9 protein-coding genes are annotated in these 17,332 nt (G+C 34.5%); 1 reads left to right on the top strand and 8 read right to left on the bottom strand.

The genetic code is table 11. The features are described from left to right. Positions 1-148 precede the first annotated feature (148 nt). Entirely contained in the window at positions 149-754 is a 606-nt protein-coding gene (locus C1H87_RS01715) for an MSMEG_1061 family FMN-dependent PPOX-type flavoprotein (protein ID WP_102758138.1), read from the top strand. Between the two features lie 125 nt (positions 755-879). Here the strand turns inward: C1H87_RS01715 and C1H87_RS01710 are convergent, their stop codons facing one another. The 8 genes from C1H87_RS01710 to C1H87_RS01675 all read right to left on the bottom strand — a co-directional run bounded on the left by C1H87_RS01710 (position 880) and on the right by C1H87_RS01675 (position 17,201). Continuing rightward, positions 880-3,153, bottom strand: a complete 2,274-nt coding sequence (locus C1H87_RS01710; RefSeq protein ID WP_158655096.1) for a T9SS type A sorting domain-containing protein — start codon at positions 3,151-3,153, stop codon at positions 880-882. Positions 3,154-4,333: 1,180 nt separating this feature from the next. Next, positions 4,334-6,604 carry a T9SS type A sorting domain-containing protein gene (locus C1H87_RS01705; RefSeq protein ID WP_102754163.1) on the bottom strand — a complete coding sequence of 757 codons (2,271 nt, stop codon included), beginning with the start codon at positions 6,602-6,604 and terminating at the stop codon, positions 4,334-4,336. Positions 6,605-7,166: 562 nt separating this feature from the next. Next, a complete protein-coding gene (locus C1H87_RS01700) occupies positions 7,167-7,919 on the bottom strand; it encodes a fibrobacter succinogenes major paralogous domain-containing protein (RefSeq protein WP_102754162.1) in 753 nt (250 codons plus the stop codon). A gap of 147 nt (positions 7,920-8,066) precedes the next feature. Next, on the bottom strand, positions 8,067-9,230 hold the full coding sequence (locus tag C1H87_RS01695; RefSeq protein ID WP_102754161.1) for a hypothetical protein: 1,164 nt from the start codon (positions 9,228-9,230) through the stop codon (positions 8,067-8,069). A gap of 322 nt (positions 9,231-9,552) precedes the next feature. Next, positions 9,553-10,023 (bottom strand): hypothetical protein, encoded by a 471-nt coding sequence (locus C1H87_RS01690; protein WP_102754160.1) that lies wholly within the window; start codon positions 10,021-10,023, stop codon positions 9,553-9,555. Further along, the gene (locus tag C1H87_RS01685) at positions 10,020-11,627 is read right to left on the bottom strand and encodes a class I SAM-dependent methyltransferase (RefSeq protein WP_102754159.1); all 1,608 of its coding nucleotides are present in this window, start codon (positions 11,625-11,627) and stop codon (positions 10,020-10,022) included. Before C1H87_RS01685 ends, C1H87_RS01690 begins: the two co-directional genes overlap by 4 nt. A gap of 263 nt (positions 11,628-11,890) precedes the next feature. After that, complete coding sequence (locus tag C1H87_RS01680; protein ID WP_102754158.1) at positions 11,891-14,302, bottom strand: alpha-ketoacid dehydrogenase subunit alpha/beta; 2,412 nt, start codon at positions 14,300-14,302, stop codon at positions 11,891-11,893. Between the two features lie 163 nt (positions 14,303-14,465). Beyond that, on the bottom strand, positions 14,466-17,201 hold the full coding sequence (locus C1H87_RS01675) for a gluzincin family metallopeptidase (RefSeq protein WP_233783294.1): 2,736 nt from the start codon (positions 17,199-17,201) through the stop codon (positions 14,466-14,468). Positions 17,202-17,332 lie beyond the last annotated feature (131 nt).

The raw sequence follows: 17,332 nt of genomic DNA, 5'->3' as shown, positions 1-17,332 counted from the left end.
AATTTTAGTGTTTTGTTTATTACATGTAATGTTATATAATATTTACAATAGGTTCGGTAAATACTTGATGAAATACAATTTTATTTGATTACGAGAGGTTTTATTTACCATTATGGTTATTTTTGAGCATCATTTCTTAACGACTATTATGCAGATAAAAACCGAATCGCAACTTCGTGAACTTTATGATTTTCCTAAGGGACGATCTAAGGATGAAGTATTCCCGAATTTAGATACGCATGCTACACATTTTATTGAGATATCGCCATTTGTAGTAATGTCTACAGTAAACAGCGAAAACAAATTGGATGCTTCGCCAAGAGGAGGGGCTCCGGGGTTTGTAAAGGTACTAAGTGAAACAGAAATAGTAATTCCAGATTTTAAAGGAAATAATATCTTAGATAGTATAAGTAACATTATACAAACCGGAACCATTGGGTTGTTATTTTTAATACCTGGAATGGATGAAACATTACGGGTTAATGGTAAAGCTTCAATTAGCACAGATGCCAAATATTTGAATTTATTTGCTTCTGAAAACATCCCACCAAAATCATGTATTGTAGTTACTATTGAAGAGGTGTTTTTACATTGTGCTAAAGCATTTATGCGTTCTAAATTATGGGACGATAATGCAAAAATTGATAGAGATTCGTTTCCGACCATGGGACAAATGTTAAAGGATCAATTGGGATCTTTGGAAGCTCCGGAATCTAGAGAGGATATGATTAAACGTTATGAAAAGGACCTATAAAAGGTTCATTGATTATAAATAAAAATAGAATATTGTTTTAAAGGTTTATATAACGGATGATAAAATGCAAGGAGAGGGCTAAAACTCTTAACCCTCTCTTGATTGCATTTTGTTATTACCGAATGTTATTTTAAAACTCGTATTTTTTTGATAATAGATTTATCAGATTTCAAATCTGAGATTTTCAAGAAATACATGCCTTCTGGAAGGTGTCGTGTATCAATTTTATTCATTTTTTCGCCAGAAAATTTGAGTTGACCTAGTAGATTGAATAATTCTACTTTGTAGTTCAAATTGTCATTAGCCATAATTTTAATTTCCAATTGGGCTGGATTTGGATAAGCCAGTATTGGTAATTCGCTTGTTTTGTTAATTGATAACGTAACGTCTTGTCCATCGCAGTTTTCATCGATACCATTGTTTGGTATTTCGACGGCATCTGGGTTGATTAAAGGATCTTCATCGTTACAATCTACATCAGAATAGAAGGTGTCATTATCTACATCTCCAATAATTGGGGCGCCATCACAGCCATATTTTAATTCGTCTATTTCGGCGATACCATTTCCATATCTTTCCATGGCAATATTTAAGTGGTCGATGGTTCCTACTGGTCCAAATGTTTTTGTAGCATGTGCATTGCTTTCTTCAAAATTATTAAGTTGATTTACCCATAAAAACACCTTAGTTTCGGAAGAACCTAGTATGTATTTGGCAACCAACCTGTATACTTCTCCTTCTTTTACTCTAAACTGTGTAGGGTTGTTGTCGATACTTAACTGATCGCCCCATCTTTTTCCTATGGCAATAGATTGTTGAAAACTTGGTTTTATCCAGAAACCTCCGTCACCTCTTTTTATTATTTTAATTAAAGCACTAATCCATAGTGTATTTCCTGTTACAAATGGCTTAGCAAAATCTCTTCTGGAGCTTTTGGTGAGGTTTTCGTCTTGAAGTTCAAATCTTAGTCTGTTCCCTTTACTTTTTATGTTAGGGTATTCTAACGATCCTTCAACTACTTCTATTTTTCCGTTTAAAGGGTCTGTTTGCCATCCTCCTGTATAGCCAAAACCGCCATCTTTTCCATGAATGGGTTCATTAAAAGTATAGTCAAAATGATCTTGATTTAGGCTAAGACATTCTTCATTATCACAAATATTGTTTCCATTAGAGTCATTTTCAGGATCTAGAGGGCATTCGTCACAAAAATCAGGGATCTCATCAAAATCAGTATCAACCTTATCATCTCCTCCTGGACATGTATCTCGAGCATCGCATACGCCATCGTTATCGGAATCTCCTGAAATGGTAGTACAGTTGCGGAATTCAACTTCCACCCATTTTTCTTCTCCGGTTCCTCCAGTGTTAATAATTTTTATTTGGGTATTGCCCCAATTGAATTCTTCATTTTCGACGAGTGCTGCATCCCAAAAATCGATTACTGGTAAATAATTGGAACCTATACCTGGTGGAAGTTCTGTGATTGATTGGGGGCGTGTATCCAGAAGCCTACAAACTCCAGATCCAGGACCGGGAATGTAGTGAAAAAGAAGCCCTTTTTTAGTAATTCGGGTATTGGCGTTATCTGGCTCGTAACTCACCCATAAATTATCATCTAATTGAATACTATATTTACGTGTATCATCATAATTACTAACAAGTGAAGATTTATATAGTTTTACAGTTTGAGTATTCAGGGTTTCGCTAACTATATGTTCAACCCCTTGAGGATCAATCCAACCTAAAACATATTGCATGTAATTTGGTATATCTGTATCTAGGCCAGCATCTCCCTGACTTCCCATAAAGTGATAAGGGTCGTGTCCGCCAGTAACAGAACCAGGAAATACGTTACTACCTCCTTCAATGGTTTCGGCATGTCCAACACCCAAAGCATGAAATCCTTCATGAATATTACCCGGATAGTACCAGGCTAGTGAGTTTTTGGCCCAAATGGTACCTTTAAGACCGTTTCCGCTACCTAACGCTCCGGCTCCTCCAAAGTCTGTGCTCGAAGAATCCAAATACATAATGATATTGTAATCATCGAGGTTGTAGCCATCATTAGTAGCTAATTCAGCCAGCTTTTGAGACATCGCACTGTATCCATTGTTGTTGGGGTCTACAGTAAAATTGTAAACAGGGGTAATGTCGTAAGTACCTATCCAGGTTTTTTGAAACGATGTGTTGAGTAAGTAAGTATTAAATTCTGTTTTAAGATTTTGAAGATGTTGATCGGTGTCTTGCCAAGTATGGGTGGCGGGATCTACACCTCTAACAATAATCATTTTTCGTGCCCCCAGAACTAAATTGGTCTGTTGAGGGAGCAAAGACTGACCAAAGTTTGAAAAAGAGAAAAGTAGCAATAATTGGATGAGTAAAAATTTTTTTAAATTCATTTTTGATGGGTTAAAATTAATTTTAATAGTCATCATCTTGTCCATAAGAATTTCTATATGGCAAGTAGGGTAGGGAGAGGAGGGAATTATTGAATTTGTACTTAGACAAACATCAAATATTCGAGGACTACCGGGAGCTCTATTTTGCTATAAGCGCCTTGCTATCGTCTGTTTTTGATTTTGTGTATTAGGTTTATTGCGCTAAAATGCATTAGCGTCATTTAAACCGTTAATTACCGTGATTTTTCCAATTCATCACTGGATTTATCACATGGTGTATACTAATCTAAGTTGTAGTACTTCTTAGTTGTCTGTAAACAATTCCGGTTGCTTTGACGATAAAAAATAGTTAGCTTTTGTCCTCTGATTTGTAATTAACAATTGCTTGTTTTATGATGAAGATGTTATTAGTTAAATAACATAAATAGTTAAAAGGTTGTCTATACTAAGAAGCGTAGTAAATAACATTTGATAGACAACGCTAAACTGCAATTGTTTTACATAAAACTATTGAAAAATCTTTGTTAATACCAGTAGTTAAAACAAGAGATTTAAAGTTTTGATAGTTTGATTTTTAAGGCTTAATGGCAAAGTGAGTTTTTTTTCATATGCATTATTTGTTTTAGATTAATAATAAATTCAAAATGCTATTCTTTTATTGTAGATCTACCTTTATGCATTTTTTAAAAAAGAATATCATTAATCCCAAAACAAAAATATTATGAAATGTAGTATTTTAATTATATGAGAGTTTCAAATTCTTATAAAATCATACTAATTTTCTTAAAAAAGATGTGTTTTATTATTTAAGCTTTATTCTGACTTGAAAAAAACCGATGTGATAGTTAAAATTTTATCTATTTACTATTTTAACGACTCTTGTTTAAAAGTTCAAGATATCACTACCATTTATGTCACTTGTAAATTTTTTTTATACAATCAATTAATCTATGTGTCAGTGAGACATCCAATAAAAATTTTATCCAGTGTAAAATATTGACGTAATGTCTCCTCGAGTACTTCGGCTGTGCTCAGCATAAACTGAAGTCGAGAGGTCTTAAGGAGGTCTAGACTGTGCTCGACCGGACATATTTTCTTATCCAAGATTCGTTATTTTAATAGTAATCAAAATAGCCCCAATTAAGGGGCTATTTTTTAACTATGTTATATTAAAATTATGCTATTTCACAATTTGAATCGTTTTGGTTGTGTATTTACTTGTATCCAGATCAGTGATTTTTAAGACGTAAATACCTTCTGGAAGATGATTAACTTTAACAACATCCAATTGTTTACCAGATACTCTAAGTTGTCCCTGCATATCAAATAATTCCACATTATAATTTAACGTTCCATCAACTTGAATTTGGATATCTGATTGTGCTGGGTTTGGAAATGATTGTATGGTCGCGCTGCCTAATTTATTTGCAGCAACCGAATCTAGTCCGTCACAGTTTTCATCTATACCGTTATTAGGTATTTCGGTAGCGTTTGGATGGATTGCAGGATCGGCATCATTACAGTCAACATCAGAGAAAAAAGTATCGTTATCTACATCTCCAATAATAGGTAAACCATCACAAGAAACTTTTAATTCATCTATTTCTACAATACCATTACCCCATCTTTCCATTGCAACTGCAATATGATCAAAATCTCCAATAGGTCCAAATGTGTATGTAGAATGCGCTTTGCTTTCTTCAAAATCACTAAGTTCATTTACCCATAAAAAGATTCTGGTTTCGGTTGGGGCTAATATGTATTTTGCAACTAGTCTAACAACTTCTCCTTCTTTTACTCTAAACTTAGTAGGGTTATTGTTGATACTTAACTCGTTGCCCCATCTTTTTCCTATTGCATAGTTTTGATTGTTATTAGGTTTTATCCAAAAACCACCATCGGCTAGCTTTTCTACTTTTATTAGGGCGCTTACCCATACAATGCTTCCAGCAGCAAACTTATTAGTAAAGATTCTTTTGGTGCTTTTTGTTCTATCTTCATTGTTAAATTCGAATCTTAGCTTATTTCCTTGGCTTTTTATATTAGGATATTCTAGAGATCCTTCAACTATGCCAATGGTGCCATTTACAGGTTCTGTTTCCCAAGCTCCGGTATATCCTACGCCACCTTCTTGTCCATGAAGGGGTTGTCCGAATTCGTAATCGAAACTGTCGTGGTTTGAGTTAAGACATTCTTCATTATCACAAATGTCGTTTCCATTGGCATCGTTAGCTGGATCGAGCGGACATGTATCACAAAAGTCTGGAATACCGTCAAAATCAGAATCAACTTTATCATCGCCACCAGGACATTGGTCTAAAGTGTCGCATATGCCATCGTTATCGGCATCACCAGAGACAGTAACACAATCGCGGAATTTAATCTCTACCCATTTATCTTCTCCAGTACCTCCGCTATTTGTAATTTTTATTTGTGTGTTGTTCCAGAAGAATTCTTCGTTTTCTGTAAGTGCCGCATCCCAAAAATCTATAACTGGCAGATAATTGCTTCCAATACCCGGAGGTAGTTCTGTAATAGATTGCGGGTTGGTATCTAAAAGTCTACAAAGACCAGAACCTCTGCTAGGGATGTAATGAAAAAGAAGCCCTTTGTCTGTTATACGTGTATTGGCATTATCGGGTTCGTAGCTAATCCATAAGTGATCTCCTAATTGAGCACTGTATAAACGTTGGTCGTTATAACTGCTTACTAGTGAAGATTTATATAGTTTGACAGTGTAACCATCTATATTGTCGTTAGGTATTACAGAAACTCCTTTAGGTTCGATCCACCCTAAAAGATATTTCATATAATTTGGCAGATCGGCATCTAGTCCAGCATCTCCTTGACTTCCCATAAAATGATAAGGGTCATGTCCTCCGGTTACACTACCAGGGAAAACGTTGTCGCCTCCTTCAATGGTTTCTGCATGTCCAACACCCAAAGCATGAAATGCTTCATGAATATTTCCTGCATAAAACCATGATAGTGAGTTATTGGCCCAAATAGACCCTCTGAGTCCATTACCGCTTCCCCATGCACCTGCGCCACGAAAGTCTGTTGTAGATGAGTGTAAATACATAACGATGTTATAGCTATCTATATCATAATTATCTGCTGTAGCTAAGGCTTTAAAAGTATTCGTCATAGCTCCTATACTATTATCGTTAGGATCTACGGTAAAATTATAAACAGGCGTCATCTCAAAAGTTTCAATCCATGCTTTTTTAAAGGACGTGTTGAGAAGGTATTTATTTAATTCGACACGAAGTTTTTCCATATCTGTATCGGTATCGTTCCAGGTATGCGTGGCAGTGTCGACACCTCGAATAACAAGCATTTTTCTTCCTCCTAATACTAAATTAGCCTGTTGGGGTAGTAGTGTTTGACTAAAGATTGGTGATGAAAAAAATATCATCAATAAAATAAGTAGGTAATTTTTTAAATTCATTTTTAATTAATTGGGTTTTGTTAAAGTTTGTCATATGCGCAAAACACTATGGTTTATGGCAAGAAAAGGAGCGTAAGAATGGTAGAATTTCGGTGTTGATTTAAGCCAAAATCCATGTTTTTATTTCCATTCCAAGTTTTAGCAAAGGAAATAAGTCAAATGGTCAAAATTTGTCCACTTGATGTTTTTTTTTAACAATTAAGGATGTTATGTATGTGTTTGGTAGTTGGTGATGTGTGTGTAAGATTGTTTATGAGGGGGTTACTCGTTTGAATTGGTGAAATGTTAAAGTTTTATTTTTTGGTGGTGGTTGTAAATTGATACGGTGAAGGTGAAAATTTACAAAGTGTAAACCCGGTTTGTTATGAAATTTATAATTTCTACTCATATATCAAAAATACAAAGGACATTTTCATTTATATTATGACGATCTTATTTCATTTGCTTACCTGTGGATGCCACTAAACTTATTCGTAAACCTACGGATTTAAGACAGAGTTTAGCTGTAGAGGGGAACTTGTACAAGGACTACCACTGTTGTAAACAGTTTTTGTAGGTTTATTTAATCTTTTATACATCGCACTGAAAAACCGTATTGTTTGCTTTGTCCAAGACGGCTTAAATTAACAGAAGTATTAGCAAGACCAAATTTTATTGCAATATTGTTAGAAGAAGAAGTTGAGCTCCACCAACTTGTATTCCTCCTTAATGCATTAAAGCTCACGGTTGCATCAGCCCAACGACTACCAGCTGGTAAGCCTGTAAATTCTGTTGTATTATTTAAAGTCAAATCGTTGCCTACTGAACCATTTTGAGAAGCGTTTTGCCATAAATTTGTAGATGCTAATGATTTTCCTATTTTGTTTCCGGAAACGGTCTCATCATAATTATATCCATTTGTAATTAAATAATCACTTAATAAAGTCCACTCATCATCACTTGGAACGTGCCAACCTTCTGGTGCAAGACCTCTTGGGTCATTGATTGCATGCCAATTATATAACTTGCCATAAGTTGTACCATTTGATGATTTATTAGCATAATAGCACCAAGCTCCTGTATTTAAATTTTGCCATTCATATGGGTCAGTAACTTGTAAAATTGGGTCTCCATTTCTGTATGTGCTGACATTGAGGTTTTCTTTTGCCCAAAATTGATTACCTATTTGAATTATGTTATATATATTTCCATCATTATCGGTCACAGAAGTAGGGTTTGAGTTGTTGTCTTGCTCAGAGCCATTATCACTGTTTGAGCAAGATGACAAAAAAATAATTCCAATCAAAAGTGCGTATGCTAGTTTCATTTTTTTCATTTGTTATCTTTGGTTTAATGTTTACAACGGTAAATTGTATGAGTAGTGGCAGATTGCGTGATACTTTCCTGTCAAACCTCTACATAGTTTGAGTGGTCTAAAAACCTTGATATTTAGCATTTTTCCTGCCATTACTTATACAAAATGTTAGCGGCTGTGGTTTTCATTCCAATCTAACTTTATTAATCTTTTCCCATCTATAATCATCACCGAAATTTCTTTATCTCGTGCTGTCCCGTAATGGTCTAAATTCATTAAAATAAATTTCCCATATTTATTTGTTATTGGGTCATGAGTATAAATCTCGTTATTAAAAAGTGGATGTACAATCTGAAACTCGTTACCAACAATCTCTGCTAGAAAAGTCTTTTCATTTAGATAAACCATGAATAACTGCCTATCTTCATAATTGAAAGTAGAGAATAATTGAATTCCCCAATAATCAAGTGTAATTTCATAAGCTTTTGTTGAATCAGCATATCCTAATGCTTGTCCATTTTTTGTTTTATTAATCTCCGTTTTTTTCGCTTGAGTCAATTTACGAGGGTCTTTTATTGTCTTAATCTCTGTGGAGCCAGTCATATGTCCTAAATGTGCTAGAACTAAGTAACTATCCCCTTTTTTTATTACAGAATTAGTACAACTCGATTCAGTAAAATAGGTTTCGCCATTAGTCTTGTCAAAGAAGTAAATAGTTCCTCCCCATTCTCCATGGCAATCACCATAGACCGTAAAATCAGTGTCCTCAAATAGTTTTGGTTGATTCTTTAAAGGAAAGACTGTTTTGTTCTTTGTCCAATTACTACCATTCCAGATGTACATCAAATTTCCAGACAATGCTCCCAGCTTATCATTTACAATCCAGTGGTATTTAAATTTGCGAGTATTTAATTTCTTCTCAAAATCCAAATCCCTTTCAAAGTCAGATAATCTATGACAAACAAATTTTCCATTACGAAATAATGATACTAATCTGTTATCATGTATTACAGAATATGAAACTGGGTAATTAATATAATTGTCATCGTAATCGTCAAAATCATCAGTAAAATATGGATTTTTAATTACTGTATGAAAAGTTTTATATGCAATCGGATTCTCACTAATCGAAACATTAAAATCTTTTGTTTGATATAAGAATGTTGTATCAATAGAGTCTTTTAATTCACCTGAAAAAATGTTCCAACCTTTAGTTTCTTTAAATCTACTAGTAATCTTATCAAAAGATACTGAATCAGTTTGGGTATCAATTTGTCCGAATACCGAAAAGTTTATTAGAATCGAAAAAGCTATATGTAAAATTTTTCTCATAAGTTAATGGTCATTGTGTATCTGTCCATTGCCGCTAACTATATTATATATGTAATATTACGCATGCATCTCAAATAAGGAAGGGTATGTGTAACATATAACATAGTATTGTTTTTTTGGTTATATTATATACTCGTCAGTTGATTTCTGAAAATTTTCTTTTATACCATAAAATAAATCAAATTTTCTTGTTATTATTAGCACAACTAAAAAAGGGAAAAGGGTTGCCTAAAAAATGGTTTTTCGATGTTATACAGGATAAACAGTTAAAGAACGCTAGCTTTTTAATTTTTTTTATTAGTGCAAATGAGTTTTAAACAACCTACAACCCCTCCAACATCAAATTATAATCATACTGTAAATCTTCATGTAATTTTGAAATGATCTTTTTGGAAAGCTGTAATTGTCTGTTATACATGTTCTGTAGTTGAACGCTTCTGTCGATATTTGGTGTGAAGTCCTTTAGTTTTTGGCAAAAGTAGAGGAGGAGTTCTACTTCGGTTTCTTTGTTTTGGGAGTAGCGTATGTACTTTTTTATGTTCCTTAGAATCTTTCGCATGCTTTTTCGAATATAGAAATAGCTATCACGATTAATTAATTCGAATTCGTCATCGATATAACCTTTAACGCTTTCTATATAGCCAGATTCGTTATGGGATTCAAAAAGCAGGTAGGTGAGGAGTTCTTTGTTTTCCTTTTTAAATCTAGATAGGCGGAGGCAAAGTTCTTGTATTTCTTGCGTTGAAAGTGTATTTAGCTCTTGTTTAATCTCTCTTAAAGTAACTGCCTTCATATATTGCCTTTTAATAAGTTAATGCTTACCGTAGCTAGTTCTTTATTGGGAAACATGGTAAAATAATTGGGGTCTGGGTATAACCCGGCTTCTGTGGCCACTTTGTTAAACACATCGACTTCCAGAATAAATTGGTCACTATAACCATGGGTGGCATCATAAGCTGTGGCTGCCGTTTTTCCTAAATTATTAGCTGTTAATTCTGGGTTTATGGTATGTAATTCTATAATTAATAAACCGAATCGCTCTACGTAAGGTTTCCATTTTTGTAAATGTTCTAACAAAGAACTTTCTACTAAATTATTACCAATTCGTTTACCTTGATAACTAAAGGCTCCTGTTGATTCACTAATACCATTTATTGTTTGTTTTGGAGTTTCCCAGATCCGGTTATGGTCTAAAAAGGTTCTAACGTTTAATAAATCCTTTAAATCTATATTGTAGTCCTCTTTTAAATCTTTGGCGAGTAAGTCCGGTCTGCCAATATTGCCCCAAATAACTTTAGCCCAGATATCCGCTTTAATCAAATTTGCTCGGGTTACTTTTAATGCTGCCTGATTAAAATCTGCACCAACAAGCAATAACGGGTATTCGTCAAGCATTTTTCCTCTTAATGTTTTAAATTCTATAACATCAAAGATATGTTGAATAAAGGCTCCGTTACCGCAACCCATATCTAAAATACCTTTAGGTTGTTCATCTATGGGTTTGTTAAATAGTTCTATGATAATGCTGTCTATGATCTTAAAGTATGTCGCATGTGCGCCGCCGCTTCCCCATACATTCATTTCCCTATCTACATGCTTTTCTTTTTCGTCTGGTGAACTTGTTTTTAGCACCAAAGGGTTGCCAAATATAAGGTCGTTTAATTTCATAAAGGTCGGCAAATACGAAACGGTAACGCCATATGCACTGGCGCGCTTCGCAAAAAAGAGTCCTTTATCTGTAAAACGATAGGTATCTTTCTTTTTTGTAAACCAACCTAGGTGTGTGAAAAAATCGAGGATCTTCTCAAAGCTTTCAGGATCTTTATGGTATTCTTGGGCTCGAAAAGAGGCCTCCATAAAGTATTTGTGAAATAACCCGTTAAGGCCTAATAACACAATAATGGGAGCTGCAATAACGCCTTCGATGTGCTTTAAAACTTGGTGTTCAATGGAACCTTCGCTAACAGTGGAAAACCCGAAGTTCTGTTTATACTTTTTAAATATCTTTTCTAAAGCGCTAAATGCGTCTGGACCTATACGTTCATCAGGAAATTTAACGGAGTAGTTTAGCAAGTTTACAGCATCGGCGTATAAGGGCACTAGGCTAAATGCTTTTTCACTGGTGTTATTTGTTTCGTATTGTACAGTGTTATCAGCATTGTTTATGCTCATGTTTAACCAACCTTGGGATGCTAATACCCGTAAGCCAACATTGAGATAACCTTCGTTTGCTTTAAAGGCTGTGGCTAGATTTTCAACACTAGACTTTTTATGGTCTAACAAATATTGTAGTACGCCATTTTTATGCAGTGAAAAGGCTGTTGTTGCCGTTGCAATACCATCTAAATGTCTGAAAATGGTACTTCTAAATTGTTCTTTATCTTGTTTTGTTAACATGTTTCTGATTGGTTTGGTATGTCGATTCGATTTAAGTCAAAATAGAGATAATAGAACTTGTTGTTTTCAAGAAATACGATCAACCTCGAGCGCTAATAAGGTCTCGATTGCGCTCGACCAGACATAGGTTTATACACTAAACTTACCGTACTGGTTTTATGACTATTCCCTTGCACCGAATTTACGTTTTTATATAAATATATAAAGAAAAACCTTTCCATTTAAGTAAGGAAAGGTTTTTAAAATATTTAATTTTTTCAGTATTATCTTAATTTAGGAAACTCGGAAGGGTTTAATTCGTGCATAACATCATAAACAGCTTCAAAAATATCTTCGGCAGATGGTTTAGAGAAATAGTCACCATCGTTACCATAAGCTGGTCTGTGATCTTTTGCTGTTAATGTTTTTGGCTGACTATCGAGATATTGATAGGCATTCTGATTGTTTAATATTTCATTTAAAATATATGCTGATGCCCCTCCAGGAACATCTTCATCAATAACCATTAGGCGATTTGTTTTTGCTACACTTTTTACAATGTCGTGGTTCAAATCTAAAGGTAGTAATGATTGTACGTCAATGACTTCGGCGTTAATACCAACAGTTAAAAGATCTTTAGCTGTTTGTTCTACAATACGTAAGGTCGATCCGTAAGAAACCAGAGTAATATCGGTACCTTCTTTTACGGTCTCTACAACACCTATTGGCGTTTTTATAGCGCTTAGGTTATTAGGCATTTTTTCTTTTAAACGATAACCGTTAAGGCATTCTACTACAATAGCAGGGTCGTCACCTTGTAACAAGGTATTATAAAAACCTGCAGCTTTAGTCATATTTCTTGGTACTAAAACGTGTACGCCTCTAACTAAATTTAGAATACCGCCCATTTGAGATCCAGAATGCCAGATCCCTTCAAGTCTGTGGCCTCTGGTTCTTATTATTAATGGTGCTTTTTGCTTGCCTTTTGTTCTGTAGTGCACTGTGGCTAAATCATCACTGATGATTTGCAGTGCATACATAATATAGTCGAGGTATTGGATTTCTGCTATGGGTCTTAAACCACGTAGTGACATCCCTATCCCTTGTCCTATAATGGAGGCTTCTCGTATACCAGCATCGGCTATACGCAATTCGCCGTGTTTTTCTTGTAATCCTTCGAGTCCTTGGTTTACGTCTCCAATGTTCCCGGTGTCTTCTCCAAAAACCAATGCTTCTGGGTGGTTACTGAAAATGGCATCAAAATTATCACGTAGTATGATACGGGCATCAACTAAAGCCGGGTCACTATCGTAAGTTGGTTTTACCTCTTTTATAAGCGTGTTCGATTTTTGTGTTTCGGAATATAAATGCGAACTAAAATCTGGCTGTATGTTTGTAAAGACGTTGTTAATCCAGTCTTTAAGTTGTTGTTTTTCTTTAGACGTTTCTCCTATAACATATCTTAAAGCCTTTCTGGCACTGGATAAGATGTCTTTTCTGGTAGGTTCATCTATTTGTTTTAAATGATCCTTGATTTTGGATATAAAGGCTTTATTAGGGCTAGTTGCCGCTAATTGTTTTAGTATGGAGAGGGCCTCTTGTTTTTCTTTTATAATAGGTTTTAAAAAGATATTCCATGCATTTTTCTTAGCTTCACGAACTTCCCTTTTTATGGTTCTTTCTATTTCTGAAAGGGTTTCATTGGTAGCGATACCACTTTCAATGATCCATTCACGCATTTTTAAATTGCAATCGTGCTGGTTTTCCCATTCTAAGCGTTGTGGACTTTTATATCGCTCATGCGATCCTGATGTTGAATGCCCTTGTGGTTGCGTTAATTCCAATACATGAATGAGCACTGGTACATGTTCTTCTCTTGCAATTTTAGAAGCTTCCTGATACGTTTCTACAAGATTGGCATAATCCCAACCTTTAACGCGTAATATTTCGTAACCGTTATTGTTTTCGTCTCTTTGGAATCCTTTTAAGATTTCCGAGATATTTTCTTTTGTTGTTTGATGTTTGGCATGAACGGAGATACCGTATTCGTCATCCCAAACGCTTATTACCATAGGAACTTGTAAAACCCCTGCTGCATTAATGGTTTCGAAAAACAGACCTTCGCTGGTACTTGCATTTCCAATGGTGCCCCAGGCAACTTCGTTTCCATTTACGGTGAAGTTAGAAGCATTGATGTTATCAACATTCCTAAAAATTTTTGACGCTTGAGCTAAACCTAATAAACGAGGCATTTGCCCTGCAGTAGGAGAAATGTCTGGACTTGAATTATATTGTTTGGTTAGGTCTTTCCAGCTTCCGTCTTCGTTTAAACTATGGGTTACAAAATGGCCACCCATTTGGCGACCGGCAGACATAGGTTCCAGTTCTAAGTCGGTATTGGCGTATAGTCCTGCGAAAAATTGCTCTATACTTAATTCGCCAATAGCCATCATAAAGGTTTGGTCGCGGTAGTACCCCGATCTCCAATCGCCTTTTAAAAAGGCTTTGGCCATGGCTAGCTGTGGAACTTCTTTTCCGTCTCCAAAGATTCCAAACTTCGCTTTACCTGTTAATACTTCACGTCTACCTAATAAACTACATTCTCTACTTTTAACAGCAATTTTATAGTCGTTTATAACTTCTGTTTTAAAGTCATCGAATGATATGTCGTTTTTCAAATTTGGAATAGTTTGCATTTAGCTGTGCTTTTTGCTCGTGCAAAAGTAGTTAAACTTTGCCTTTTTTGCAATTTTTTAAGCACCTAAATTATTGAAGCATTGTTAAAAATATGTAAAAAAAGCGATTTAAAATGATGATTATTTAATAAAAACGGCTTTAAAATGGTTTTTTTTCAAAAAATCAATACCATCTTCTTCTAAATAGGCCAAAAAGTATTTGTGGATCTACGGTAAACTTAAATCTGATTTTTTCGTCATAACTTCTTTGTGCTATCTCCCAGCCAAGGTTCGAATACACAGGGAAATAGATCTCAAAGTAATCTGTAACCAGATTAACTCGTATACCAGAATCGTATACAAAATGCGGTTTGTCTAGTTTGCTTTTTAGTACGCCTATATCGCCGTATGCTAGTATATATTTCCAAAGCGTGGTATTTAGGTTAAGGGTTGTGATCCATTGGTTTGCAAAAGGAGTTTCCAGTTTGGATTTAAATCCGCCTTCGGCATCAATATATTGTTGACTAAAAATACCTGAGTCTTCAGAACGTCCTAAATAGGGATAGTCGAATAGATAGTCATTTGGACGGTCTAAAGCAAAACTGAAATAATCTGAGCCTGCATCTGTTTTATTTTTTAAGAAAGCTCCGGCGAAGAAGCGTAAATTTAATTGTCTGTTACTTTCAAATAGGCGCCTGTACTCGTAATTAAAGGCTATTTTACTGAATTTTTCTTCTACTTGAAAGTCGACGTACCATTTATTAAAGTTAATTAAATTGTCGTTTGAGTTAAGATAACGAATGTTGAAAAGCTTATAGTTTGGTCTAAAGCTAGAGGAGATGTTACGTACGTCTTCATCTCTTTTAATATCTAAATATCTTAACTTTAATCGTTTTCTTTGATTGGAGCGTAAATCATTATTTTTTCTAAAGTAGAATGTTATAGAGGGTTTTATTTGTCTAACGAACAAATCTTCGGCATAGGATGTATAACTTCCAACAATACCGTAGTTAATTGCAAATAGGTCGTTGTCAAAATAATGTGTTTTAGATAATGATGCCGATCCTGTTAGTGATCTGGATTTAAAGGCATAGGATGGTTCTATTTTATAATTGAAAAGCTTTCTTAATACGGTTTTATTGTAGGCACGCACGCCTAAAGTGAAGCCATCGTAAATGTTGTTAAACTCTACAAGAGGCATAAGGAATACTTGATTGAAGTGCGGATCTTCAATATCCTTAAAAAGTCTAAACTGTAAAGGTTTGTTGTTAAAAAAGAAGCCTTTTAGCGATTTCCAGTTGTTTCGTATGTTGACTTCCGGAACGTATCTTTCGTAATTTAATACGAGTTTATTAGCATTATTTCTTGGTATGGTAAGGGTTTTACTTTTTAAAATGTTTTCTATCCATGTTTTAGAAATGATACTATCATTGTTTAACGTGTATAAAGAAATAGGCATTTTATTATTTTGCAAATTCTTTATGGTTAGTGTTATGGAGTCTTCTGTTTTAGTGACTTCCTTTATTTTAAAATCTATTTTTTTTCTGGTGGCCAGGTAGTCTTCAAAAAACCAATCTATGTTCTTTTCGGTTTTAGATTTTAGATAGGATTCAAACTCTTTAGTGGATGTTTGTTTTAGTTTTTTATCTGATAAAAACGTGGTTAAGGTGTTTTCTAATATTTGAGCATTTATGAAATCGTCTAAATACTTAAGCCCTATACCGGCTTTGTACTTATTGGCAATATTGGTATTAAACTTTAGCAAAGAGTCTTTTTGCATGGTGAGCGGCTGGTCTCTATTAGTTCGCGCGGCAGACATGGCAGCCAAGGTATATTTGCCATTAAATTTCATGTCTGAAGCATGAAAAGACCTAATACCCCAGATATCGGCTAAAGCTCCTAGAAACTTCATGTTTGGGTAGTATTCTTCAACATACTTCATTAAATAGTAAATCTGCATACCATCTAACAACCATTGTTCTTTTCTTGGGTTTACCAAAAGTGTATTTTCTAGGTAATTATGTAGTGTGTTTTTTAATAGTTTGAGTTCGTATTGAAAGTGATTGGGATAGGTTTTTATAAATTTCGGTAAAAAGTTTACTCCATAAACCGGATCTTTTGCATTGTCGATTTCTGATAATAAAAGCCTTTTGTGCGGATATTTTCCGAAGTGTTTAAAAATATAATTTGTAACTCTTTCTGTAATTAAAACTTTCTCTATAACCTCTAAACCTTCGTCGCTTATGTTTGTAACGATAGAAAAATCGTTGGTTTGTATGGTATTGAAATTAGATCCTTTGCTTAAAAATAACTTATTGCTATTTCTGTCTTTTCCTTTTAATTTAACTATTTGCTTGTTAGGTAATTGTGTTTTGTTAATTAAATCTAATTCTGAAGTTAAAACATAACTATTCGGATGTTCGATTTCTAAAGTGATATCCGATTTTGGGATGAATAAATCATCTAGGTTTTTATTACTGTAATATTGCCATTCGCCATTATAAACTGCGGGTGTTATATACCAATATCTTAAGTTAAAATCCCCAGAGGCTGTAACACCATAGCTCGTAAATTTGGAATTTGGAATTTGTACAATGTATTCTAAATCTATTTTATAGGAGTCGTTAGGTTTTAGAGGTGTTTTTAATACAACCTTTATGACATCTATTTGATCCTTTAGTTGTTCGTATGTTAAGTCATCTCCATTTTGTTTAATGGAAGTGATGGTGGAAAAACCTCTATCTCTACTTTTTGCCAGATGAAAAACGGTTTTGTATTCGTCGGCTAGTCGTACGGCCAGCGCTGTTTTTTTTGTTGAATAACTATTGTTCCAATCGTTAAGGTAAATGGTTTGTAATTCGTCTTGTGTAGTATTATGATATTGAATGGTTTGAGAGATCTTTATTTGCTTTTTCTCCATATCAAAAACCGCCTTTAAGTCAATTTTATTTTGACCAAAGCTTGTAAGGTATACAAGTGCGCAAACGATGCAATTTAAAAGGCGTAATTTCAATTTACTATTAAACATTTTAGGGTTAATAATTCGCATTA

The organism is Flavivirga eckloniae (genome assembly GCF_002886045.1).
GTDB lineage: Bacteria > Bacteroidota > Bacteroidia > Flavobacteriales > Flavobacteriaceae > Flavivirga > Flavivirga eckloniae.
This window is presented reverse-complemented; position numbering and strand designations above follow the sequence as displayed.

What these genes read in the sequence shown, in the direction of transcription:
- C1H87_RS01705 (WP_102754163.1), bottom strand. Translation starts at nt 6,604, where the DNA reads ATGAATTTAAAAAATTACCTACTTATTTTATTGATGATATTTTTTTCA.
- C1H87_RS01675 (WP_233783294.1), bottom strand. Translation starts at nt 17,201, where the DNA reads ATGGAGAAAAAGCAAATAAAGATCTCTCAAACCATTCAATATCATAAT.
- C1H87_RS01685 (WP_102754159.1), bottom strand. Translation starts at nt 11,627, where the DNA reads ATGTTAACAAAACAAGATAAAGAACAATTTAGAAGTACCATTTTCAGA.
- C1H87_RS01695 (WP_102754161.1), bottom strand. Translation starts at nt 9,230, where the DNA reads ATGAGAAAAATTTTACATATAGCTTTTTCGATTCTAATAAACTTTTCG.
- C1H87_RS01715 (WP_102758138.1), top strand. Translation starts at nt 149, where the DNA reads ATGCAGATAAAAACCGAATCGCAACTTCGTGAACTTTATGATTTTCCT.
- C1H87_RS01710 (WP_158655096.1), bottom strand. Translation starts at nt 3,153, where the DNA reads ATGAATTTAAAAAAATTTTTACTCATCCAATTATTGCTACTTTTCTCT.
- C1H87_RS01680 (WP_102754158.1), bottom strand. Translation starts at nt 14,302, where the DNA reads ATGCAAACTATTCCAAATTTGAAAAACGACATATCATTCGATGACTTT.
- C1H87_RS01690 (WP_102754160.1), bottom strand. Translation starts at nt 10,023, where the DNA reads ATGAAGGCAGTTACTTTAAGAGAGATTAAACAAGAGCTAAATACACTT.
- C1H87_RS01700 (WP_102754162.1), bottom strand. Translation starts at nt 7,919, where the DNA reads ATGAAAAAAATGAAACTAGCATACGCACTTTTGATTGGAATTATTTTT.